15 protein-coding genes, 6 tRNA genes and 3 rRNA genes are annotated in these 25116 nt (G+C 54.5%); all 24 read right to left on the minus strand.

The window, feature by feature from the left end; all coding sequences use genetic code 11:
- Positions 1 to 13 precede the first annotated feature (13 nt).
- The 24 genes from fusA to NF676_RS24420 all read right to left on the minus strand — a co-directional run bounded on the left by fusA (position 14) and on the right by NF676_RS24420 (position 24575).
- Complete coding sequence (gene fusA / locus NF676_RS24305) at positions 14 to 2119, minus strand: elongation factor G (protein WP_016772942.1); 2106 nt, start codon at positions 2117 to 2119, stop codon at positions 14 to 16.
- A 30-nt stretch (positions 2120 to 2149) separates the two neighbouring features.
- On the minus strand, positions 2150 to 2623 hold the full coding sequence (gene rpsG, locus NF676_RS24310; protein WP_016772941.1) for a 30S ribosomal protein S7: 474 nt from the start codon (positions 2621 to 2623) through the stop codon (positions 2150 to 2152).
- 107 nt (positions 2624 to 2730) lie between these two features.
- Positions 2731 to 3102 (minus strand): 30S ribosomal protein S12, encoded by a 372-nt coding sequence (gene rpsL / locus NF676_RS24315; RefSeq protein ID WP_003186084.1) that lies wholly within the window; start codon positions 3100 to 3102, stop codon positions 2731 to 2733.
- Between the two features lie 216 nt (positions 3103 to 3318).
- Complete coding sequence (gene rpoC / locus NF676_RS24320) at positions 3319 to 7518, minus strand: DNA-directed RNA polymerase subunit beta' (RefSeq protein ID WP_016772940.1); 4200 nt, start codon at positions 7516 to 7518, stop codon at positions 3319 to 3321.
- 64 nt (positions 7519 to 7582) lie between these two features.
- The gene (gene rpoB, locus NF676_RS24325) at positions 7583 to 11656 is read right to left on the minus strand and encodes a DNA-directed RNA polymerase subunit beta (protein ID WP_016772939.1); all 4074 of its coding nucleotides are present in this window, start codon (positions 11654 to 11656) and stop codon (positions 7583 to 7585) included.
- Positions 11657 to 11877: 221 nt separating this feature from the next.
- Positions 11878 to 12243, minus strand: coding sequence for a 50S ribosomal protein L7/L12 (rplL, locus tag NF676_RS24330; protein WP_007962228.1), 366 nt, complete (start codon positions 12241 to 12243; stop codon positions 11878 to 11880).
- A 73-nt stretch (positions 12244 to 12316) separates the two neighbouring features.
- Positions 12317 to 12817, minus strand: coding sequence for a 50S ribosomal protein L10 (gene rplJ / locus NF676_RS24335; RefSeq protein WP_008081912.1), 501 nt, complete (start codon positions 12815 to 12817; stop codon positions 12317 to 12319).
- Positions 12818 to 13015: 198 nt separating this feature from the next.
- Positions 13016 to 13711 (minus strand): 50S ribosomal protein L1, encoded by a 696-nt coding sequence (gene rplA, locus NF676_RS24340; protein WP_024014523.1) that lies wholly within the window; start codon positions 13709 to 13711, stop codon positions 13016 to 13018.
- Positions 13711 to 14142: a 50S ribosomal protein L11 gene (gene rplK, locus NF676_RS24345; RefSeq protein ID WP_003176435.1), complete on the minus strand. Its 432-nt coding sequence runs from the start codon at positions 14140 to 14142 to the stop codon at positions 13711 to 13713. The genes rplA and rplK overlap by 1 nt, the downstream gene beginning before the upstream one ends.
- Positions 14143 to 14260: 118 nt before the next feature.
- Positions 14261 to 14794: a transcription termination/antitermination protein NusG gene (gene nusG / locus NF676_RS24350; protein ID WP_007957598.1), complete on the minus strand. Its 534-nt coding sequence runs from the start codon at positions 14792 to 14794 to the stop codon at positions 14261 to 14263.
- A 9-nt stretch (positions 14795 to 14803) separates the two neighbouring features.
- Positions 14804 to 15172 (minus strand): preprotein translocase subunit SecE, encoded by a 369-nt coding sequence (gene secE / locus NF676_RS24355; protein WP_252876990.1) that lies wholly within the window; start codon positions 15170 to 15172, stop codon positions 14804 to 14806.
- A 45-nt stretch (positions 15173 to 15217) separates the two neighbouring features.
- Positions 15218 to 15293, minus strand: a tRNA-Trp gene (locus NF676_RS24360).
- A gap of 53 nt (positions 15294 to 15346) precedes the next feature.
- Positions 15347 to 16540 carry an elongation factor Tu gene (gene tuf, locus NF676_RS24365; RefSeq protein WP_064361246.1) on the minus strand — a complete coding sequence of 398 codons (1194 nt, stop codon included), beginning with the start codon at positions 16538 to 16540 and terminating at the stop codon, positions 15347 to 15349.
- Between the two features lie 85 nt (positions 16541 to 16625).
- Positions 16626 to 16701: transfer RNA gene (locus NF676_RS24370), tRNA-Thr, on the minus strand.
- A 27-nt stretch (positions 16702 to 16728) separates the two neighbouring features.
- Positions 16729 to 16802, minus strand: a tRNA-Gly gene (locus tag NF676_RS24375).
- A 25-nt stretch (positions 16803 to 16827) separates the two neighbouring features.
- A tRNA-Tyr gene (locus NF676_RS24380) sits at positions 16828 to 16912 on the minus strand.
- Positions 16913 to 17054: 142 nt separating this feature from the next.
- On the minus strand, positions 17055 to 17486 hold the full coding sequence (locus tag NF676_RS24385; protein WP_095181969.1) for a hypothetical protein: 432 nt from the start codon (positions 17484 to 17486) through the stop codon (positions 17055 to 17057).
- Between the two features lie 7 nt (positions 17487 to 17493).
- A complete protein-coding gene (locus NF676_RS24390; RefSeq protein WP_056786910.1) occupies positions 17494 to 18246 on the minus strand; it encodes a pantothenate kinase in 753 nt (250 codons plus the stop codon).
- Entirely contained in the window at positions 18236 to 19189 is a 954-nt protein-coding gene (gene birA, locus NF676_RS24395) for a bifunctional biotin--[acetyl-CoA-carboxylase] ligase/biotin operon repressor BirA (RefSeq protein WP_150638814.1), read from the minus strand. The genes NF676_RS24390 and birA overlap by 11 nt, the downstream gene beginning before the upstream one ends.
- A 132-nt stretch (positions 19190 to 19321) precedes the next feature.
- Positions 19322 to 19437, minus strand: a 5S ribosomal RNA gene (gene rrf, locus NF676_RS24400).
- Between the two features lie 154 nt (positions 19438 to 19591).
- Positions 19592 to 22485: ribosomal RNA gene (locus tag NF676_RS24405) — 23S ribosomal RNA — on the minus strand.
- A gap of 247 nt (positions 22486 to 22732) precedes the next feature.
- Positions 22733 to 22808, minus strand: a tRNA-Ala gene (locus NF676_RS24410).
- 30 nt (positions 22809 to 22838) lie between these two features.
- Positions 22839 to 22915 (minus strand) — tRNA-Ile (locus NF676_RS24415).
- A 123-nt stretch (positions 22916 to 23038) separates the two neighbouring features.
- Positions 23039 to 24575 (minus strand): 16S ribosomal RNA (locus NF676_RS24420).
- The 16S, 23S and 5S rRNA genes sit together here with 2 tRNA genes alongside, the layout of an rRNA operon.
- Between the last annotated feature and the right edge of the window lie 541 nt (positions 24576 to 25116).

Genomic DNA, 25116 nt, shown 5'->3' on the forward strand with positions numbered 1-25116 from the left:
TAAAGGGGCTGAATCAGCCTTGTTTTTTGGTTACGGATTCGACGATGTGCGACGGAGCCGTATCATATTTTTTGAATTCCATAGAGTAGCTTGCGCGACCCTGGGACATGGAACGAACGTCGGTCGCATAACCGAACATCTCACCCAGTGGAACCTCGGCACGGATAACCTTGCCGGACACTGTGTCTTCCATACCCTGGATCATGCCGCGACGACGGTTAAGGTCGCCCATCACATCACCCATATAGTCTTCAGGCGTAACAACCTCTACCGCCATGATCGGCTCGAGCAACTCACCACCACCCTTCTGGGCCAGTTGCTTGGTCGCCATGGAAGCAGCCACTTTAAACGCCATCTCGTTGGAGTCGACGTCGTGGTAAGAACCATCGAACACGGTAGCCTTCAGGCCGATCAGCGGATAGCCGGCAACAACGCCGTTCTTCATCTGCTCTTCGATACCCTTCTGGATAGCCGGGATGTATTCCTTAGGAACCACACCACCTACAACTTCGTTCACGAATTGCAGACCTTCCTGACCTTCGTCAGCAGGAGCAAAACGGATCCAGCAGTGACCGAACTGGCCGCGACCACCGGACTGACGAACGAACTTGCCTTCGATTTCACAGTTCTTCGTGATGCGCTCACGATACGAAACCTGAGGCTTGCCGATGTTGGCTTCGACGTTGAACTCACGGCGCATCCGGTCAACCAGGATGTCCAGGTGCAGCTCGCCCATGCCGGAGATGATCGTCTGACCAGTCTCTTCATCAGTTTTAACGCGGAAAGACGGGTCTTCCTGAGCAAGTTTGCCCAGAGCGATACCCATTTTTTCCTGGTCATCCTTGGTCTTAGGCTCTACGGCAACCGAAATAACCGGCTCCGGGAAGTCCATGCGAACCAGGATGATTGGCTTGTCAGCGTTGCAGAGGGTTTCACCAGTGGTGACGTCCTTCATGCCGATCAGGGCCGCGATGTCACCAGCGCGTACTTCCTTGATCTCTTCACGGGCGTTTGCGTGCATTTGCACCATACGACCCACGCGCTCTTTCTTGCCTTTGACCGAGTTGATCACGCCGTCGCCGGAGTTCAACACGCCCGAGTAAACGCGGACGAAGGTCAGAGTACCCACGAATGGGTCGGTAGCGATCTTGAACGCCAGAGCCGCGAAAGGCTCGTTGTCGTCTGCATGACGCTCCATCTCTTCTTCCTCGTTATCAGGGTTGGAACCCTTGATAGCAGGAATGTCGGTCGGAGCAGGCAGGTAGTCGATAACGGCGTCGAGAACCAGGGGAACGCCCTTGTTCTTGAACGAAGAACCGCAAACGGCCAGAACGATTTCGCCGGCGATAGTACGCTGACGCAAAGCAGCCTTGATCTCTTCGATCGACAGCTCTTCGCCTTCCAGGTACTTGTTCATCAGCTCTTCGTTGGCTTCGGCGGCAGCTTCAACCATGTTGTTGCGCCACTCTTCCGCCAGCTCTTGCAGCTCGGCAGGAATGTCCTTGCGAACAGGAACCATACCTTTGTCGGAGTCGTTCCAGTAGACAGCTTGCATGTTGATCAGATCGATCTGACCCTGGAAGTTGTCTTCGGAACCGATGGCCAACTGGATCGGCACCGGAGTGTGACCCAGACGCTGCTTGATCTGACCGATCACGCGCAGGAAGTTGGCGCCGGCACGGTCCATCTTGTTTACGTAAACAAGACGTGGAACGCCGTATTTGTTGGCTTGGCGCCATACGGTTTCCGACTGCGGCTCAACACCCGAAGTACCGCAGAACACAACGACAGCGCCGTCGAGTACGCGCAGGGAACGCTCAACTTCAATGGTGAAGTCAACGTGGCCCGGGGTATCGATTACGTTGAAACGGTGCTCGTGAGAGTACTGCTTCTCGGAACCTTTCCAGAAGGCGGTAATGGCAGCAGAAGTAATGGTAATACCACGCTCCTGCTCCTGAACCATCCAGTCTGTGGTCGCGGCGCCATCATGCACCTCGCCCATTTTGTGACTTTTGCCGGTGTAAAACAGTACGCGCTCGGTGGTGGTGGTTTTACCAGCATCCACGTGAGCGACGATACCGATGTTACGGTAGCGGCTAATCGGAGTAGTACGAGCCATAAAGCCCTCGCAAAATTAGTGAAGCTAAAATTAGAAGCGGTAGTGCGAGAAAGCTTTGTTAGCTTCGGCCATACGGTGCACGTCTTCACGCTTCTTAACAGCAGCACCTTTACCTTCAGCAGCATCCAGCAGTTCGCCAGCCAAACGCAGAGCCATAGACTTCTCGCCGCGCTTACGGGCGAAGTCTACCAACCAGCGCATTGCCAGAGCGTTACGACGGGAAGGACGAACCTCGACCGGAACCTGGTAAGTAGCACCACCAACGCGGCGCGACTTCACTTCGACCAGCGGAGCGATGGCGTCGAGTGCTTTTTCGAAGAGTTCCAGGGGATCGGTGCCAGCCTTACGGGCCGCAACGGTTTCCAGGGCACCATAAACGATACGCTCGGCAACGGCTTTCTTGCCGCTTTCCATAACGTGGTTCATGAATTTGGCGAGGATCTGGCTTCCGTATTTCGGATCGTCCAGAATCTCACGCTTTGCTGCTACGCGACGTCTTGGCATGATAAGCCCTCAAGCGGTCTTCAGGTTAGCTCGGGACAGATCCAGAGGATGCGTGCCCGACCTTACTCTTATCGACTCAATAAAATAAAAATCTGCAAAACGGCCGATTACTTCGGACGCTTGGTACCGTACTTCGAACGACCCTGGTTACGGCCTTTAACGCCGGAAGTATCCAAGGAGCCGCGAACGGTGTGGTAACGAACACCTGGCAAGTCTTTTACACGACCGCCGCGGATCAGTACCACGCTGTGCTCTTGCAGGTTGTGGCCTTCACCACCGATGTACGAGGAAACCTCGAAACCGTTGGTCAGACGCACACGGCATACTTTACGCAGTGCCGAGTTAGGTTTTTTCGGCGTGGTGGTGTACACACGGGTGCACACGCCACGACGTTGCGGGCAGTTCTGCAGCGCAGGCACGTCGGATTTCTCGACGATACGCTTACGCGGCTGACGTACCAGCTGGTTGATAGTTGCCATCTACTAGCTCCACTGTTGTCTTGCGACGCTATTGTCTTGCAAGAAAAGCAAAATGGCAGGAACGAATTCCCGCCAAATTTAGGGGATCAAGAGTCTAAAGAGGATCTTGATTCCAGTCAAGGCAAGGCCCCGACCTCCCCGCCCATCGAACCTTGACTTAATGTCTCGATTCGACGAACGGAGCGATCAGGGCCTCAATCTCGTTTATCGCAGAACTCAGTTACCGCTCGAGTTCAGCGCTTCGGTCAGTGCAGCTTCCACTTCACTGGCGCTTACGCGCAACGGCTTGTCGGCATCACGGCGACGCTTGCGCTCGCTGTGATAGGCAAGACCGGTACCGGCCGGGATCAGACGACCCACGACTACGTTTTCTTTCAGGCCGCGCAGGTAATCGCGCTTGCCGGTGACTGCCGCTTCGGTCAGTACGCGAGTGGTTTCCTGGAAGGAAGCCGCCGAGATGAACGATTCGGTGGACAACGACGCCTTGGTGATACCCAGCAGAACGCGAGTGAACTTGGAGACAAACTTGTCTTCCGCGCTCAGACGCTCGTTCTCGACCAGAACGTGAGTCAGTTCCATCTGGTCGCCCTTGATGAAGCTGGAATCGCCGGACTCGGAGATCTCAACTTTACGCAGCATCTGACGCAGGATGGTCTCGATGTGCTTGTCGTTGATCTTCACGCCTTGCAGACGATAAACGTCCTGGATCTCGTTGACGATGTACTTGGCCAGCGCGCTCACACCCAGCAGACGCAGGATGTCGTGCGGATCGCTTGGACCGTCGGAGATAACTTCGCCGCGGTTTACCTGTTCGCCTTCGAAGACGTTCAGGTGACGCCACTTCGGAATCAGCTCTTCATACGGATCGCTACCGTCGTTCGGGGTAATGACCAGACGGCGCTTGCCCTTGGTCTCTTTACCGAACGCGATGGTGCCGCTGACTTCAGCCAGAATCGACGCTTCTTTCGGACGACGCGCTTCGAACAGGTCGGCAACACGCGGCAGACCACCGGTGATGTCACGGGTCTTCGAAGTTTCCTGCGGGATACGAGCGATAACATCACCGATCGCAATCTTCGCACCGTCAGCCACACCGACCAGGGCGTTGGCTGGCAGGAAGTACTGAGCGATAACGTCAGTGCCTGGCAGCAACAGATCCTTGCCGTTGTCGTCGACCATCTTCACTGCTGGACGGATTTCCTTGCCGGCAGCTGGACGATCTTTCGCGTCGAGTACTTCAATGTTGGTCATACCGGTCAATTCGTCAGTCTGACGCTTGATCGTGATGCCCTCTTCCATGCCCACGTAGGTCACGGTACCTTTCATTTCGGTAACGATCGGGTGAGTGTGCGGATCCCACTTGGCCACGATTGCGCCAGCGTCGACCTTGTCACCTTCTTTAACCGAAATCACAGCACCGTACGGCAGCTTGTAACGCTCGCGCTCACGACCGAAATCGTCAGCGATTGCCAGCTCACCGGAACGGGACACAGCAACCAGGTGACCATCCACTCGCTCAACGTGCTTCAGGTTGTGCAGACGGACGGTACCGCCATTCTTCACCTGAACGCTGTCGGCTGCGGAAGTACGGCTTGCCGCACCACCGATGTGGAACGTACGCATGGTCAGCTGGGTACCCGGCTCACCGATGGACTGGGCAGCGATAACGCCGACCGCTTCACCGATGTTCACCTGGTGACCACGAGCCAGATCACGGCCGTAGCACTTGGCGCAAATGCCATAGCGGGTTTCGCAGCTGATCGGCGAACGCACGATCACTTCGTCGATGCTGTTCAGCTCGATGAATTCGACCCACTTCTCGTCTACCAGAGTACCGGCAGGAACGATGACGTCCTCGGTGCCTGGCTTGAATACGTCACGGGCAATGACACGACCCAATACGCGCTCACCCAACGGCTCTACAACGTCACCGCCTTCAATGTGCGGAGTCATCAGCAGACCGTGTTCGGTGCCGCAATCGATCTCGGTTACAACCAGATCCTGCGCCACGTCTACCAGACGACGAGTCAGGTAACCGGAGTTCGCAGTTTTCAACGCGGTATCCGCCAGACCTTTACGAGCACCGTGAGTCGAGATGAAGTACTGAAGTACGCTCAAACCTTCACGGAAGTTCGCAGTAATCGGCGTTTCAATGATGGAACCGTCCGGCTTGGCCATCAGACCACGCATACCGGCCAGCTGACGAATCTGTGCTGCGGAACCCCGCGCACCCGAGTCGGCCATCATGTACATCGAGTTGAAAGACTCTTGGTCGACTTCGTCGCCGTGACGGTCGATGACTTTCTCTTTCGAGAGGTTGGCCATCATCGCCTTGGAAACTTCGTCGTTCGCTTTCGACCAGAGGTCGATCACTTTGTTGTACTTCTCGCCCTGGGTTACCAGGCCGGAGGCGTACTGGCTCTCGATCTCTTTCACTTCGTCGGTGGCTGCACCGATGATGCGGGCTTTTTCATCCGGGATAACGAAGTCGTTAACACCGATGGAAACGCCGGAGATGGTCGAGTACGCGAAACCGGTGTACATCAACTGGTCAGCGAAGATCACGGTCTCTTTCAGACCAACCACGCGGTAGCACTGGTTGATCAGCTTGGAGATCGCCTTTTTCTTCATCGGCAGGTTGACGACGTCGAACGACAGACCTTTTGGCACAACCTGGAACAGCAGCGCACGGCCGACAGTGGTGTCGACGATACGGGTACCGCTCACGCTGTTGCCGTCACGGTCGTTGACGGTTTCGTTGATACGAACCTTGACCTTGGCGTGCAGTGCAGCTTCGCCGGCACGGAACACACGGTCGACTTCCTGCAGATCCGCGAACACACGACCTTCGCCCTTGGCGTTGATCGCTTCACGAGTCATGTAGTACAGACCCAATACAACGTCCTGCGACGGAACGATGATTGGCTCACCGTTGGCTGGCGACAGAATGTTGTTGGTCGACATCATCAGCGCACGCGCTTCGAGCTGGGCTTCCAGTGTCAGCGGTACGTGCACGGCCATTTGGTCGCCGTCGAAGTCGGCGTTGTACGCGGCGCAGACCAGCGGGTGCAGCTGGATAGCCTTACCTTCGATCAGTACCGGTTCAAACGCCTGGATACCCAGACGGTGAAGGGTTGGTGCACGGTTGAGAAGAACCGGGTGTTCGCGAATCACTTCAGCTAGAACGTCCCAAACCTCTGGCAGTTCGCGCTCGACCATTTTCTTGGCAGCTTTGATGGTGGTCGCCAGACCACGCATTTCCAGCTTGCCGAAAATGAACGGCTTGAACAGCTCGAGAGCCATCTTCTTCGGCAGACCGCACTGGTGCAGACGCAGGGTCGGGCCTACGGTAATTACCGAACGACCGGAGTAGTCAACACGCTTACCGAGCAAGTTCTGACGGAAACGACCCTGCTTACCCTTGATCATGTCAGCCAGGGATTTCAGAGGACGCTTGTTGGAACCGGTGATAGCGCGGCCACGACGACCGTTGTCGAGCAGTGCATCGACAGCTTCCTGCAACATGCGCTTTTCGTTGCGCACGATGATGTCCGGAGCCGACAGATCCAGCAGGCGCTTCAAACGGTTGTTACGGTTGATCACTCGACGATACAGATCGTTGAGGTCGGAGGTCGCGAAACGACCGCCATCCAGCGGGACCAGTGGACGCAGATCTGGCGGCAGAACCGGCAGAACGGTCAGCACCATCCACTCTGGCAGGTTGCCGGAACCCTGGAAGGCTTCCATCAACTTCAGACGCTTGGACAGCTTCTTGATCTTCGTTTCCGAGTTGGTTTGCGGAATTTCTTCGCGCAGACGGCCAATCTCGTGCTCCAGGTCGATAGCGTGCAGCAGTTCACGGACAGCTTCGGCACCCATGCGGGCGTCGAAATCGTCTCCGAACTCTTCAAGCGCTTCGAAGTACTGTTCGTCGTTCAGCAGCTGACCTTTTTCAAGGGTGGTCATGCCTGGATCGATAACGACATAGCTCTCGAAGTAGAGAACGCGCTCGATATCACGCAGGGTCATGTCCATCAGCAGGCCGATACGCGACGGCAGCGATTTCAGGAACCAGATGTGGGCAACCGGCGAAGCCAGTTCGATGTGCGCCATGCGCTCACGACGAACCTTGGCCAGTGCGACTTCAACGCCGCACTTTTCGCAGATCACACCACGGTGCTTCAAGCGCTTGTACTTACCGCACAGGCACTCGTAATCCTTTACCGGGCCAAAGATCTTGGCGCAGAACAGGCCGTCACGCTCAGGTTTGAACGTACGGTAGTTGATGGTTTCCGGCTTTTTAACTTCACCGAACGACCACGAACGGATCATCTCCGGCGAGGCCAATCCGATACGGATGGCGTCGAACTCTTCGACTTGACCCTGGTTTTTCAGCAAATTCAGTAGGTCTTTCAAGGCCTTTCCTCCTGGCGGAGCAGAGAGCGGGCAATCCTGCCCCGCTCTCGATTCGCGTCACGTGTTATTCGGTTTCCAGATCGATATCGATGCCGAGGGAACGAATTTCCTTGATCAACACGTTGAAGGACTCGGGCATGCCCGGCTCCATACGGTGATCGCCATCCACGATGTTCTTGTACATCTTGGTACGGCCGTTCACATCGTCCGACTTCACTGTGAGCATTTCTTGCAGAGTGTAAGCAGCACCGTATGCTTCCAGTGCCCAGACCTCCATCTCCCCGAAACGCTGACCACCGAACTGCGCCTTACCACCCAGCGGCTGCTGGGTAACCAGGCTGTAAGAACCGGTAGAACGCGCGTGCATCTTGTCGTCTACCAAGTGGTTCAGCTTCAGCATGTACATGTAGCCAACGGTAACTGGACGCTCGAACTTGTTGCCGGTACGGCCGTCGGTCAGCTGCATCTGGCCGCTTTCCGGCAGGTCTGCCAGTTTCAGCATGGCCTTGATTTCGCTTTCCTTGGCGCCGTCGAACACTGGAGTGGCCATTGGAACGCCGCCACGCAGGTTGTTCGCCAGATCGAGGATTTCCTGATCGGAGAAGCTGTCCAGATCTTCGTTACGACCGCCGATCTGGTTGTAGATCTCGTCCAGGAAAGTGCGCAGTTCAGCGACTTTACGCTGCTCTTCGACCATCCGGTTGATCTTCTCGCCCAGACCTTTGGCCGCGAGGCCCAGGTGGGTTTCGAGAATCTGACCAACGTTCATACGCGAAGGTACGCCCAGCGGGTTGAGGACCACGTCGACCGGGGTGCCATTGGCATCGTGCGGCATGTCTTCAACCGGCATGATCACGGAGACCACACCCTTGTTACCGTGACGACCGGCCATCTTGTCGCCCGGCTGGATGCGGCGACGGATTGCCAGGTAAACCTTGACGATTTTCAGCACGCCTGGAGCCAGGTCATCGCCCTGCTGCAGTTTGCGCTTCTTGTCTTCGAACTTGTCGTCCAGCAGACGGCGACGATCAACGATGTAGGCCTGAGCCTTCTCGAGCTGCTCGTTCAGCGCATCTTCAGCCATGCGCAGTTTGAACCACTGGCCGTGCTCAAGACCGTCGAGTACTTCGTCGGTGATGTCCTGACCTTTCTTCAGGCCGGCGCCGCCTTCGGCCTTGTGGCCTACCAGTGCGGAACGCAGACGTTCGAAAGTCGCGCCTTCAACGATGCGGAACTCTTCGTTCAGATCCTTGCGGATCTCGTCCAGCTGGGACTTCTCGATCGACAGTGCACGAGCATCACGCTCAACGCCGTCGCGGGTGAAGACCTGTACGTCGATGACAGTACCTTTGGTGCCGGTTGGCACGCGCAGGGAGGTGTCTTTAACGTCGCTGGCTTTTTCACCGAAGATTGCACGCAGCAGTTTTTCTTCCGGAGTCAGTTGGGTCTCGCCTTTCGGAGTGACCTTACCCACCAGGATGTCGCCTGCGCCTACTTCAGCACCTACGTAAACGATACCGGCTTCGTCCAGCTTGTTCAGTGCAGCTTCACCCACGTTCGGGATGTCCGCAGTGATTTCCTCTGGGCCAAGCTTGGTGTCACGGGCCACACAGGTCAGTTCCTGAATGTGGATCGTGGTGAAACGGTCTTCCTGAACAACACGCTCGGACAGGCAGATGGAGTCTTCGAAGTTGAAGCCGTTCCATGCCATGAACGCGATGCGCATGTTCTGACCCAGTGCCAACTCACCCATGTCGGTGGACGGGCCGTCGGCCATGATGTCGCTACGCTGAACGCGATCACCTTTACGTACCAGCGGACGCTGGTTGATGCAGGTGTTCTGGTTCGAGCGGGTGTATTTGGTCAGGTTGTAGATGTCGACACCGGCTTCACCGGTTTCAACTTCGTCATCGGCAACACGAACCACGATACGGCTGGCGTCGACGGAGTCGATCACGCCACCACGACGAGCCACGACGCAAACGCCGGAGTCACGGGCTACGTTACGCTCCATGCCGGTACCTACCAGCGGCTTGTCAGCGCGCAGAGTCGGTACAGCCTGACGCTGCATGTTCGAACCCATCAACGCACGGTTGGCGTCGTCGTGCTCGAGGAACGGAATCAGCGACGCTGCAACCGACACAACCTGCTTCGGCGAAACGTCCATCAGGGTGACGTCTTCCGGCGCCTTGACGGTGAATTCGTTCAGGTGACGTACGGCAACCAGTTCGTCGATCAGGACTTTCTGCTCGTTCATGGTCGCCGAAGCCTGCGCGATCACGTGATCGGCTTCTTCAATAGCGGACAGGAACACGATCTCGTCGGTGACCACACCCTCTTTCACCACGCGGTACGGGCTTTCCAGGAAGCCGTACTGGTTGGTGCGAGCGTACGCAGCCAGGGAGTTGATCAGGCCGATGTTCGGACCTTCCGGCGTTTCAATCGGGCAGACACGACCGTAGTGAGTCGGGTGTACGTCACGGACTTCGAAGCCTGCGCGCTCACGAGTCAGACCGCCAGGGCCGAGTGCAGAGACACGACGCTTGTGGGTGATCTCGGACAGCGGGTTGTTCTGGTCCATGAACTGCGACAGCTGGCTGGAACCGAAGAACTCTTTCACCGCCGCAGCCACTGGCTTGGCGTTGATCAGGTCTTGCGGCATCAGGCCTTCGCTTTCAGCCATCGACAGACGCTCTTTGACCGCACGCTCAACACGTACCAGGCCAACGCGGAACTGGTTCTCGGCCATTTCGCCTACGCAGCGAACACGACGGTTACCCAGGTGGTCGATGTCATCGACGATGCCTTTACCGTTACGGATGTCGACCAGAGTCTTCAGTACCGCGACGATGTCTTCCTTGCACAGCACGCCCGAACCTTCGATCTCGGTACGACCGATACGACGGTTGAACTTCATCCGGCCGACCGCAGACAGGTCATAACGCTCAGGGCTGAAGAACAGGTTGTTGAACAGGGTCTCGGCAGCGTCTTTGGTTGGCGGCTCGCCCGGACGCATCATGCGATAGATCTCGACCAGCGCTTCCAATTGGTTGCTGGTGGAGTCGATCTTCAGTGTGTCGGAGACGAACGGACCACAGTCGATGTCGTTGGTGTACAGGGTCTCGATGCGAACGACCTGGGCCTTGGCGATCTTTGCCAGGACTTCAGTGTTCAGCTCGGTGTTGCATTCGGCCAGGATTTCGCCGGTAGCCGGGTGCACGATAGCCTTGGCGGTGGTGCGGCCGAGGACGTAGTCCAGTGGCACGTCCAGCGTCTTGATACCGGCTTTCTCGATCTGGTTGATGTGGCGCGCGGTAATACGGCGGCCTTGCTCAACGATGACCTTGCCCTTCTCGTCCTGGATGTCCAGAACCGCAACTTCACCACGCAGGCGCGATGGCACCAGTTCCAGGCTGAGGGTTTCGCCGCTCAGGTGGAATACGTTGGTGGTGTAGAACGCGTCCAGCACTTCTTCGGTGGTGTAACCGAGTGCGCGCAGCAGTACCGAAGCCGGCAGTTTGCGACGACGGTCGATACGCACGAAGACGCAGTCTTTCGGGTCGAATTCGAAGTCCAGCCACGAACCGCGGTAAGGAATGATGCGAGCCGAGTACAGCAGTTTGCCGGAGCTGTGCGTCTTGCCGCGGTCGTGGTCGAAGAACACGCCCGGGGAACGGTGCAGCTGGGAAACGATAACACGCTCGGTACCGTTGATTACGAAGGTACCGTTCTCAGTCATCAGGGGGATTTCACCCATGTAGACTTCTTGCTCTTTGATGTCCTTGATCGCTTTGTTCGACGATTCTTTGTCGAAAATGATCAGGCGCACTTTTACCCGCAAAGGTACGGCGAAAGTTACACCGCGCAATACGCATTCTTTGACATCAAATGCCGGTTCGCCCAGGCGATAACCGACGTACTCCAGCGCAGCATTGCCGGAGTAGCTGATGATCGGGAAAACGGATTTGAAGGCCGCATGCAGGCCCACGTCGCGGAACTGATCTTTAGTCGCTCCCGCTTGCAAGAATTCACGATACGAATCCAGCTGGATGGCCAGGAGGTAAGGCACATCCATGACGTCCGGCAACTTGCTAAAGTCCTTGCGGATACGTTTTTTCTCAGTATATGAGTAAGCCATCAGCGTTCCCCAGCTTGGTCACCTGCTTGTTTGGCCCCTCCCGACGGGAGCAGCCAGAAAATCGTGCAAACCCCATGGTTTGCGCCACCGCATCGGGTGGTTACAGCGCCTTTATCAGCACCGACCCAGTCGGCTGCCAATAACGGAAAAAGGCCGGTGGCAAGAGCCACCAGCCATCAGCCTGTCGCTTGACGCTCGGGCTGGAGGAGCAAAGTCGATGCTTACTTCAGCTCGACTTTAGCGCCTGCTTCTTCCAGCTTCTTCTTGGCGTCTTCAGCCGCTTCTTTCGAAACGCCTTCAGCTACAACCTGAGGAGCGCCGTCTACTTTCTCTTTGGCTTCTTTCAGGCCCAGACCAGTCAGTTCACGAACTGCCTTGATCACGTTAACCTTCTTCTCGCCAGCTTCCAGCAGAACAACGTTGAACTCGGTTTGCTCTTCAACAGCAGCAGCAGCTACAGCTGGGCCAGCCGAAGCGGCAGCAGCGGTAACACCGAAGGTTTCTTCCATCGCTTTGATCAGCTCAACGATTTCCACTACGGATTTCTGGCCGATTGCTTCGATGATTTGTTCGTTAGTCAGAGACATGACTCAATTCCTGAATTGGGGGACGGCCTACGCGACCATCGAAATAAACAAAAAACGCGAGAAGTGACGAGCCTTAGGCTGCGGCAGCTTCTTTCTGGTCGCGAATTGCCGCCAGAGTACGAGCCAATTTGCTGGTTGCGCCTTGAATCACGCTCATCAGCTGAGAAATTGCTTCGTCACGGGTCGGCAGAGTTGCCAGTACGTCGATCTGATTAGCTGCGAGGAACTTGCCCTCGAACGCAGCTGCCTTGATCTCGAACTTGTCCTGACCCTTGGCAAACTCTTTGAAGATACGGGCAGCAGCGCCCGGATGTTCGTTCGAGAATGCAATCAGGGTCGGGCCGGTGAACACGTCGTTGAGGACACTGTATTGAGTGTCAGCAACAGCGCGCTTGAGCAGGGTGTTACGTACAACACGTACGTAAACGCCAGCTTCACGAGCCTCTTTACGGAGTCCGGTCATTGCGCCTACTGTTACGCCACGTGCATCAACCACGACAGCGGACAGAGCGACTTTGGCAGCCTCGTTGACTTCAGCGACGATGGCCTTCTTGTCTTCGAGATTAATTGCCACGGGTTTAACTCCTGCTTGTTACCGTTTCATTCGATCGGAACCGAATGTCGTTTTGGTGTCTGATTCGGTAAGGAACCGGGAGCACCATCTGCGTAGGCTTGAGGTTTAAGGCTTGCGCCGCCTACGGTCTTGGATAGCCCCCGCCAGGCAGGGACCCCAATCTTTCAATTGGCGCGACAATCCGCGCCAACCTTTGTCTTACGCGTCGAGCGAGCTCTGGTCGATAACCAGACCTGGGCCCATAGTGGTGCTCAGGGTAACGCGCTTGACGTAAATACCTTTCGAGGAAGCTGGCTTGATACGCTTCAGATCAGCGATCAGGGCTTCAACGTTTTCCTTCAGCTTGACGGCGTCGAAGCCGATCTTGCCAACGGAAGTGTGGATGATGCCGTTTTTGTCGGTGCGATAACGAACCTGACCAGCCTTGGCGTTCTTGACCGCGTTGGCTACGTCTGGAGTTACGGTGCCGACTTTAGGGTTAGGCATCAGGCCACGTGGACCGAGGATCTGACCCAACTGACCTACAACGCGCATGGCATCCGGGGATGCGATCACTACGTCATAGTTCAGGTCGCCGCCTTTCATTTCGGCAGCCAGGTCGTCCATACCTACACGATCAGCGCCGGCAGCCAGAGCGGCCTCAGCAGCTGGACCCTGGGTGAACACAGCAACGCGAACGGTCTTGCCAGTGCCGTGTGGCAGCACAGTAGCGCTACGAACAACCTGGTCGGATTTACGCGGGTCTACACCCAGGTTTACAGCAACGTCGAACGACTCGCTGAACTTGACAGTCGACAGCTCGGCCAGCAGAGCAGCGGCGTCTACAATGTTGTAGGCCTTGCCTGCTTCGATTTTGCCGGCGATAGCCTTTTGACGCTTGGTCAGCTTAGCCATTACACACCCTCCACGTTAAGGCCCATGCTACGAGCAGAACCGGCGATAGTACGCACGGCTGCATCCATATCAGCTGCAGTCAGATCCGCGTTTTTGGTTTTCGCGATTTCTTCCAGCTGAGCACGGGTAACAGTGCCAACCTTAACGGTGTTCGGACGAGCGGAACCGCTGGTCAGACCGGCCGCCTTCTTCAGCAGAACCGAAGCAGGGGTGGATTTGGTTTCGAAAGTGAAGCTACGGTCGCTGTAGACAGTGATGATCACTGGAGTCGGCAGACCTGGCTCAAGACCCTGAGTACGGGCGTTGAAAGCCTTGCAGAATTCCATGATGTTAACGCCGTGCTGACCCAGAGCAGGACCAACCGGTGGACTTGGGTTAGCCTGAGCGGCCTTCACTTGCAGCTTGATGTAAGCGGTAATCTTCTTGGCCATGAGGCACTCCAATTACGGGTTCGAACGCCTCGAAAGGCTCCCCGGTTACTTGCGCGTTTATCCCAGTGACGACAAAACCCCACAGCCTAAGGCTGCGGGGTTGGGATTGCTTGTCCAGTTAGACCTTCTCGACCTGACTGAACTCGAGCTCCACCGGAGTAGAGCGACCGAAAATGAGCACAGCCACTTGGATCCGGCTCTTTTCGTAGTTAACTTCTTCCACAACGCCATTGAAATCAGCGAATGGACCGTCGTTGACACGCACCGTCTCACCTGGCTCGAACAATGTCTTCGGCTTAGGCTTGTCGCTACCATCAGCAACGCGACGCAGAATCGCTTCTGCCTCTTTATCTGTAATTGGCGCAGGCTTGTCAGCGGTACCGCCGATAAAACCCATCACCCGAGGAGTATCCTTGACCAAGTGCCAAGTACCCTCGTTCATATCCATCTGGACCAGCACATAGCCTGGAAAGAACTTCCGTTCGCTTTTGCGCTTCTGGCCGTTACGCATCTCAACCACTTCTTCAGTGGGAACCAGAATCTCGCCGAAGCCATCTTCCATGCCAGCCAGCTTTACGCGCTCGATCAGCGAGCGCATCACATGCTTCTCGTAACCCGAGTAAGCATGCACAACATACCAACGCTTAGCCACGGGACACCCTTAGCCGACAATCAAGGAAACAAGCCAGCCGAGCAGGGAATCAAGACCCCACAACAGCAACGCCATAACCAGAACAACAGCCACGACAATCAGCGTGGTCTGCGTGGTTTCTTGGCGAGTTGGCCACACGACTTTACGAATCTCGGTGCGAGCTTCCTTAACCAGTACAAAGAAAGACTTGCCCTTCGCGGTTTGCAGGCCTACAAAGGCAGCTACGGCAGCAATGGCAAGCAAAGCGAGTACACGGTACAGGATCGGCGAACCAGCGTAATACTGATTGCCAACAACGCCAACAACCACTAGAGCGACTACTACAAGCCACTTGAGCAGATCGAAGCGAGAGCCTTGAGCTTCAGCTTTAGGAGTCATCTATGAAGATCCTGTGAAAAGAAAGCCAGATACACCGAGTGAATCTGGCAGGTCAGGAGGGAATCGAACCCCCAACCTACGGTTTTGGAGACCGTCGCTCTGCCAATTGAGCTACTGACCTAAAACAAAATCAGGCCGACCATTATGCCGGCCCGAAAAATACATTACAACCGCTTATTCGATGATTTTTGCTACGACGCCAGCGCCGACGGTACGACCGCCTTCACGGATAGCGAAACGCAGACCGTCTTCCATCGCGATGGTTTTGATCAGGGTAACAGTCATCTGAATGTTGTCACCTGGCATTACCATTTCAACGCCTTCTGGCAGCTCGCAGTTACCAGTCACGTCAGTAGTACGGAAGTAGAACTGTGGACGGTAGCCTTTGAAGAACGGAGTGTGACGACCGCCTTCTTCCTTGCTCAGAACGTAAACTTCTGCGGTGAACTTGGTGTGCGGCTTGACCGAACCTGGCTTGACCAGAACCTGGCCACGCTCAACGTCATCACGCTTGGTACCACGCAGCAGAACGCCGCAGTTCTCGCCGGCACGACCTTCGTCGAGCAGCTTGCGGAACATTTCAACACCAGTGCAAGTAGTAACGGTGGTATCACGCAGACCAACGATTTCCAGCGGGTCCTGAACGCGAACGATACCGCGCTCGATACGACCAGTCACAACAGTACCGCGACCCGAGATCGAGAATACGTCTTCGATTGGCATCAGGAATGGCTTATCGATCATACGAACTGGCTCTGGGATGTAGGCATCCAGAGTTTCAACCAGTTTCTTGACGGCAGTGGTGCCCATCTCGTTGTCGTCTTTGCCTTCCAGCGCCATACGAGCCGAACCGATGATGATCGGAGTGTCGTCGCCCGGGAAGTCGTAAGTCGACAGCAGGTCACGAACTTCCATCTCAACCAGTTCCAGCAGCTCAGCATCGTCTACCAGGTCAGCCTTGTTCAGGAAGACCACGATGTACGGAACGCCAACCTGACGGGACAGCAGGATGTGCTCACGGGTTTGCGGCATCGGACCATCAGCGGCCGAGCAAACCAGGATAGCGCCGTCCATCTGAGCAGCACCGGTGATCATGTTCTTCACGTAGTCAGCGTGACCTGGGCAGTCAACGTGAGCGTAGTGACGGATCTTCGAGTTGTACTCAACGTGCGCGGTGTTGATGGTGATACCGCGAGCTTTTTCTTCTGGTGCGCTGTCGATCTTGTCGAAGTCAACGATTGCAGAACCGAAAACCTCGGAGCAAACGCGAGTCAGAGCAGCAGTCAGAGTGGTTTTACCGTGGTCAACGTGACCAATGGTCCCAACGTTGACGTGGGGCAGGGAACGATCAAATTTTTCCTTAGCCATCGATATCACCCTCTACAGAAGAAATTAGACAAACAATATCAACCATTAAAACAAAGGCAGATATTTTCATATCTGCCTTGTTATATGGAGCTCTTGAGCGGATTTGAACCGCTGACCTCACCCTTACCAAGGGTGTGCTCTACCAACTGAGCTACAAGAGCAAAACCCTTTTGCACAACCTGCAAACTTGGAGCGGGTAGCGGGAATCGAACCCGCATCATCAGCTTGGAAGGCTGAGGTTCTACCACTAAACTATACCCGCGGAGCCTGCAGCTCACGCTTAAATCTGGTGGAGGGAGAAGGATTCGAACCTTCGAAGTCGTAGACGTCAGATTTACAGTCTGATCCCTTTGGCCGCTCGGGAACCCCTCCTAATCAGGCCGGCATTCTATATCATGCCAAACCCCTGTCAAGCATTTTCTCATTTAAAAACCTGAGGTTAGCTGCGTTGACACGCTTCACTTCGAATCCCGTTTAAGGTGTTCGCTGTGGAGCGGGCGCCATTCTATGCAAACTATTGAGCAGGTGCAACCCCTTCGCACAGCATTATTTTATGTTTTAACTCATTGAATTCCTTGGAAAGGTTTTGCAACTGCAGATCGCCCAACAAACGCTGGCTGTCCGGCGCAGCTGCCAGCCAGTACCCGCTTCCGGCGGCATCTTTCGGCAGGGATTGCACATTGACTTTCATCGCCACCAGACGCTGTTGCAACCTGGCAATTGAATCTTCGTCAGAAAATCCACCAAGGAACAAGCACTGCTGACGCGGCGCCACCTCGCCTCTTCGACCTTCACCTGCGGTTTCGCTCAGCAGACGGATATCCTGCTGCGAACCACGATACAGATTAAGAGGCGTTACATCTTTGGCTCGCAAGGGCGCTTCCTGCTGATGCCAGACATAGTAAAAAACATTGAGTACAACCAGCAGCAGGAACAACCAACGCATATAAACCTCAAGACAAGGGACAAGCCATCGCCAAGCCGACAAAAACCAGGTCGGGCACAACCCTGGCGTCAGGCGCGACGCCTTTAACCAACTCGGCATCCCCTCCCGTAATAAAGACGGCGAATTGCTCTCCCCAGTACGCTCGAGCCAGCTCTAATTGAGTGAGAACGAAGCCCCTCAGCATCAAAGAACAACCGCGCTCCACCGCTTCAACGGTGGTCCGTCCCGGGACGTGACTGGAAAGGGCGCGCTCTGCTGCTTCATCACCATAACGAATTTTACGGGTATGGGTGCGCAACTGGTTTCGCATCAAAGGCATACCAGGACAAATGAACCCCCCGAGATGCTCACCGTCAGCCGCGACAAAATCGGCAGTGACCGCGGTACCGAAATCGAGAACCAGGCAAGCACTTCCGGCAGCCAGGTGGAAGCCGCCGAGCATCGCCAGCCAGCGATCAAGCCCCAGACGCTCATAGTCTTCATAGCCGTTTCGAACACCGGACATCTCGCGGGCGGGTTTCGCACACACGATAGGAATACCGAACGCGCGCTCAAGCATTTCGGTTAAAGCGCTGGTTTCCTCGTTAGTCCTGACGCTTACCAAACGACACTTGCGCAGCGAGAGCGACTTTATGATCCGTAGACTCTCAAGCAAAGCCTGATTGGAATCTACAACTCCTTCCGAGACCAGCCCACTCGCCGACGCATCCAGCACGCGCCATTTGATAAAACTATTGCCGCAGTCAAGCTCAAGAATCATCACGCAACCTCAGGCTGAGCTCTCCACCACTAAAGACTTTTTCAACACCATCTACAATCAAGCGCAACCCGCCTTGGCTATCAATCCCGAGCACTATCCCATCGATATGGCTGTTACCCGCGATCAACGACACGGATCGACCCTGCCACAGATGATTTTCCGCCCATTCTGCCTGCAGACTTGCGAACCCGTTGAGCTGGTGTTTATGGGTATAAGCTTTGAGTTGATTACTCAACTCAACCACCAGAGCATTGCGATCGCAGGCTTTGCCTGACTCCAGTTTTATAGAAGTCCATTGCTGGTCGACCTCATCGGCAACCTGCATATTCACGTTGATTCCTATACCCAATACAACATGACATACATCCGCCGGATCGCCGACGAGTTCGAGCAGGATGCCGGCTATTTTCTTGTTACCCACCAAAACATCGTTGGGCCACTTCAAACCGGCATTGGGCACGCCGGCGCTTCGCAAGGTCTGCATCACGGCCAAGCCAACAACAAGGCTCAACCCCTCAAGCTGACGCATGCCGCCATCTATTCGAAGAACCAGGCTGTAATAAAGATTTTCCGCAAATGGGCTCACCCACTTGCGGCCTCGACGACCACGGCCTGCCAATTGTCGCTCCGCGAGCACCAAAAACGGCGCGGGGGCGCCCTCGCTGATGGAGCGCAGAGCTTCGGCATTTGTCGAGTCGACGGAGTCGAACACACGCACCGGCCATTCGGGCATCTTCCTGGTTATTTCAAGTGGATCAAGGAGCATCAGAGGCGCCGACAATTGATATCCGCGACCGCGAACTTTATGGATCGACAGGCCGAGTTCAGCTTCAAGCTGTTGTAGCTGCTTCCATACAGCACTTCGGCTAATTCCCAGGGCAACGCCCAAGTCCTGTCCGGAATGGAATCGTCCATCCTTCAGTAGGTTCAACAACGTCAGCATGCAGGTATCGCCTCATAATGAGGCCCGCATAATAGCCATGCCCCGGGCCGTTGCATAGAAATCAAGCGGACACATTTCTCGCAGGCAAAACAAAACCCCAACTGCTTTCGCAATTGGGGTTTCGGAATTTAATCTTGACGATGACCTACTCTCACATGGGGAAACCCCACACTACCATCGGCGATGCATCGTTTCACTGCTGAGTTCGGGATGGGATCAGGTGGTTCCAACGCTCTATGGTCGTCAAGAAATTCGGGTACTGACTCGTGACCAGATGGCCTCGCTTCAGCAAATTGGGTATGTGACAGCTAGGTGTTTGTGAATTTCGAACTTTCGGTTCGTTTCGTCTTCACACACCGCAATCTGGTGCCTTTTCAGGTCAGCAAATTGCTTGGGTGTTATATGGTCAAGCCTCACGGGCAATTAGTATTGGTTAGCTCAACGCCTCACAGCGCTTACACACCCAACCTATCAACGTCGTAGTCTTCGACGGCCCTTCAGGGAACTCAAGGTTCCAGTGAGATCTCATCTTGAGGCAAGTTTCCCGCTTAGATGCTTTCAGCGGTTATCTTTCCCGAACATAGCTACCCGGCAATGCCACTGGCGTGACAACCGGAACACCAGAGGTTCGTCCACTCCGGTCCTCTCGTACTAGGAGCAGCCCCTCTCAAATCTCAAACGTCCACGGCAGATAGGGACCGAACTGTCTCACGACGTTCTAAACCCAGCTCGCGTACCACTTTAAATGGCGAACAGCCATACCCTTGGGACCGGCTTCAGCCCCAGGATGTGATGAGCCGACATCGAGGTGCCAAACACCGCCGTCGATATGAACTCTTGGGCGGTATCAGCCTGTTATCCCCGGAGTACCTTTTATCCGTTGAGCGATGGCCCTTCCATACAGAACCACCGGATCACTAAGACCTACTTTCGTACCTGCTCGACGTGTCTGTCTCGCAGTCAAGCGCGCTTTTGCCTTTATACTCTACGACCGATTTCCGACCGGTCTGAGCGCACCTTCGTACTCCTCCGTTACTCTTTAGGAGGAGACCGCCCCAGTCAAACTACCCACCATACACTGTCCTCGATCCGGATAACGGACCTGAGTTAGAACCTCAAAGTTGCCAGGGTGGTATTTCAAGGATGGCTCCACGCGAACTGGCGTCCACGCTTCAAAGCCTCCCACCTATCCTACACAAGCAAATTCAAAGTCCAGTGCAAAGCTATAGTAAAGGTTCACGGGGTCTTTCCGTCTAGCCGCGGATACACTGCATCTTCACAGCGATTTCAATTTCACTGAGTCTCGGGTGGAGACAGCGCCGCCATCGTTACGCCATTCGTGCAGGTCGGAACTTACCCGACAAGGAATTTCGCTACCTTAGGACCGTTATAGTTACGGCCGCCGTTTACCGGGGCTTCGATCAAGAGCTTCGCGTTAGCTAACCCCATCAATTAACCTTCCGGCACCGGGCAGGCGTCACACCCTATACGTCCACTTTCGTGTTTGCAGAGTGCTGTGTTTTTAATAAACAGTCGCAGCGGCCTGGTATCTTCGACCGGCATGAGCTTACGGAGCAAGTCCTTCACCCTCACCGGCGCACCTTCTCCCGAAGTTACGGTGCCATTTTGCCTAGTTCCTTCACCCGAGTTCTCTCAAGCGCCTTGGTATTCTCTACCCAACCACCTGTGTCGGTTTGGGGTACGGTTCCTGGTTACCTGAAGCTTAGAAGCTTTTCTTGGAAGCATGGCATCAACCACTTCGTGTTCTAAAAGAACACTCGTCATCAGCTCTCGGCCTTAAGATCCCGGATTTACCTAAGATCTCAGCCTACCACCTTAAACTTGGACAACCAACGCCAAGCTGGCCTAGCCTTCTCCGTCCCTCCATCGCAATAACCAGAAGTACAGGAATATTAACCTGTTTTCCATCGACTACGCTTTTCAGCCTCGCCTTAGGGACCGACTAACCCTGCGTCGATTAACGTTGCGCAGGAAACCTTGGTCTTTCGGCGTGGGTGTTTTTCACACCCATTGTCGTTACTCATGTCAGCATTCGCACTTCTGATACCTCCAGCAAGCTTCTCAACTCACCTTCACAGGCTTACAGAACGCTCCTCTACCGCATCACCCGAAGGTGATACCCGTAGCTTCGGTGTATGGTTTGAGCCCCGTTACATCTTCCGCGCAGGCCGACTCGACTAGTGAGCTATTACGCTTTCTTTAAAGGGTGGCTGCTTCTAAGCCAACCTCCTAGCTGTCTAAGCCTTCCCACATCGTTTCCCACTTAACCATAACTTTGGGACCTTAGCTGACGGTCTGGGTTGTTTCCCTTTTCACGACGGACGTTAGCACCCGCCGTGTGTCTCCCATGCTCGGCACTTGTAGGTATTCGGAGTTTGCATCGGTTTGGTAAGTCGGGATGACCCCCTAGCCGAAACAGTGCTCTACCCCCTACAGTGATACATGAGGCGCTACCTAAATAGCTTTCGAGGAGAACCAGCTATCTCCGAGCTTGATTAGCCTTTCACTCCGATCCACAGGTCATCCGCTAACTTTTCAACGGTAGTCGGTTCGGTCCTCCAGTCAGTGTTACCTAACCTTCAACCTGCCCATGGATAGATCGCCCGGTTTCGGGTCTATTCCCAGCGACTAGACGCCCTATTAAGACTCGCTTTCGCTACGCCTCCCCTATTCGGTTAAGCTCGCCACTGAAAATAAGTCGCTGACCCATTATACAAAAGGTACGCAGTCACAGAACAAAGTCTGCTCCCACTGCTTGTACGCATACGGTTTCAGGATCTATTTCACTCCCCTCTCCGGGGTTCTTTTCGCCTTTCCCTCACGGTACTAGTTCACTATCGGTCAGTCAGTAGTATTTAGCCTTGGAGGATGGTCCCCCCATATTCAGACAAAGTTTCTCGTGCTCCGTCCTACTCGATTTCATGACTAAGAGATTTTCGCGTACAGGGCTATCACCCACTATGGCCGCACTTTCCAGAGCGTTCCGCTAATCTCAAAGCCACTTAAGGGCTAGTCCCCGTTCGCTCGCCACTACTAAGGGAATCTCGGTTGATTTCTTTTCCTCAGGGTACTTAGATGTTTCAGTTCCCCTGGTTCGCCTCTTGCACCTATGTATTCAGTACAAGATAACCATCTTATGATGGCTGGGTTCCCCCATTCAGACATCTCCGGATCAAAGTCTGTTTGCCGACTCCCCGAAGCTTTTCGCAGGCTACCACGTCTTTCATCGCCTCTGACTGCCAAGGCATCCACCGTATGCGCTTCTTCACTTGACCATATAACCCCAAGCAATCTGGTTATACTGTGAAGACGACATTCGCCGAAAATTCGAATTTCTCAATTAAGAGAACTCACAAATTTTACCTTAGCCTGATCCGTTACCAGTGAAAGTAACGTTCAGTCTATCTTTCTATCACATACCCAAATTTTTAAAGAACGATCTAGTCAAAGACTAGAAATCAACATTCATCACCAAACCGGTGGAATGCTCATTTCTAAGCTTTCAAACTTCAGAAGCAGTAGTGGTGGAGCCAAGCGGGATCGAACCGCTGACCTCCTGCGTGCAAGGCAGGCGCTCTCCCAGCTGAGCTATGGCCCCGTATTTCTACAGGCGTTTCCCACACAAAATTGGTGGGTCTGGGCAGATTCGAACTGCCGACCTCACCCTTATCAGGGGTGCGCTCTAACCAACTGAGCTACAGACCCAATTTCGAGCTTGTAACTGTTAGCTCAGAGCTATCAGCTTGGAGCTTAAAGCTGCTTCTATCGTCTTCTTCAATGAATCAAGCAATTCGTGTGGGAGCTCATGCAGCAGCTGATGTCGTCGATTAAGGAGGTGATCCAGCCGCAGGTTCCCCTACGGCTACCTTGTTACGACTTCACCCCAGTCATGAATCACACCGTGGTAACCGTCCCCCCGAAGGTTAGACTAGCTACTTCTGGTGCAACCCACTCCCATGGTGTGACGGGCGGTGTGTACAAGGCCCGGGAACGTATTCACCGCGACATTCTGATTCGCGATTACTAGCGATTCCGACTTCACGCAGTCGAGTTGCAGACTGCGATCCGGACTACGATCGGTTTTATGGGATTAGCTCCACCTCGCGGCTTGGCAACCCTTTGTACCGACCATTGTAGCACGTGTGTAGCCCAGGCCGTAAGGGCCATGATGACTTGACGTCATCCCCACCTTCCTCCGGTTTGTCACCGGCAGTCTCCTTAGAGTGCCCACCATTACGTGCTGGTAACTAAGGACAAGGGTTGCGCTCGTTACGGGACTTAACCCAACATCTCACGACACGAGCTGACGACAGCCATGCAGCACCTGTCTCAATGTTCCCGAAGGCACCAATCCATCTCTGGAAAGTTCATTGGATGTCAAGGCCTGGTAAGGTTCTTCGCGTTGCTTCGAATTAAACCACATGCTCCACCGCTTGTGCGGGCCCCCGTCAATTCATTTGAGTTTTAACCTTGCGGCCGTACTCCCCAGGCGGTCAACTTAATGCGTTAGCTGCGCCACTAAGAGCTCAAGGCTCCCAACGGCTAGTTGACATCGTTTACGGCGTGGACTACCAGGGTATCTAATCCTGTTTGCTCCCCACGCTTTCGCACCTCAGTGTCAGTATCAGTCCAGGTGGTCGCCTTCGCCACTGGTGTTCCTTCCTATATCTACGCATTTCACCGCTACACAGGAAATTCCACCACCCTCTACCATACTCTAGCTTGCCAGTTTTGGATGCAGTTCCCAGGTTGAGCCCGGGGATTTCACATCCAACTTAACAAACCACCTACGCGCGCTTTACGCCCAGTAATTCCGATTAACGCTTGCACCCTCTGTATTACCGCGGCTGCTGGCACAGAGTTAGCCGGTGCTTATTCTGTCGGTAACGTCAAAATTGCAGAGTATTAATCTACAACCCTTCCTCCCAACTTAAAGTGCTTTACAATCCGAAGACCTTCTTCACACACGCGGCATGGCTGGATCAGGCTTTCGCCCATTGTCCAATATTCCCCACTGCTGCCTCCCGTAGGAGTCTGGACCGTGTCTCAGTTCCAGTGTGACTGATCATCCTCTCAGACCAGTTACGGATCGTCGCCTTGGTGAGCCATTACCTCACCAACTAGCTAATCCGACCTAGGCTCATCTGATAGCGCAAGGCCCGAAGGTCCCCTGCTTTCTCCCGTAGGACGTATGCGGTATTAGCGTTCCTTTCGAAACGTTGTCCCCCACTACCAGGCAGATTCCTAGGCATTACTCACCCGTCCGCCGCTGAATCCAGGAGCAAGCTCCTCTCATCCGCTCGACTTGCATGTGTTAGGCCTGCCGCCAGCGTTCAATCTGAGCCATGATCAAACTCTTCAGTTCAAACATCTTTGGGTTTTTAAGAAACCCTAAACTTGGCTCAGCAATCGTTGGTTACATCTTTGATTTCTCGCGGAGTAACTTGTGATGCTGATAATCTTGTTGACTATCAGTCTGACTGCACAAGCACCCACACGAATTGCTTGATTCAGTTGTTAAAGAGCGGTTGGTTAAGATCTTTCGTCTCAACCGAGGCGCGCATTCTACAGCAGCCTCATTTGCTGTCAAGTGATTATTTTCAGAAGCTTTCGAAGAATTCTTCAACAACTTCAACCACTTGCGCTTCCGATCTCTCGTTAGCGGGAGGCGAATTCTACAGCGTTAATCGCTGCTGTCAACACCTCTTTTTCTCCGCTTTCGACCGAGAAGATCGAACCGTTAAAAGAGCTACACATCGCTGCTCTTTCAACTTCTTCCAGACTTCGATGACCTGAAGCAAGTCGCTGTCGAAAACTGCGTAACTCTCTGAATCTCAAGGAGTTTTCCGTTTCGACTGCGCCGGAAGTGGGGCGAATTATAGACTTCTAAAATTCGCCGTCAACCC

It is taken from the genome of Pseudomonas siliginis (genome assembly GCF_024072275.1).
GTDB lineage: Bacteria > Pseudomonadota > Gammaproteobacteria > Pseudomonadales > Pseudomonadaceae > Aquipseudomonas > Aquipseudomonas siliginis.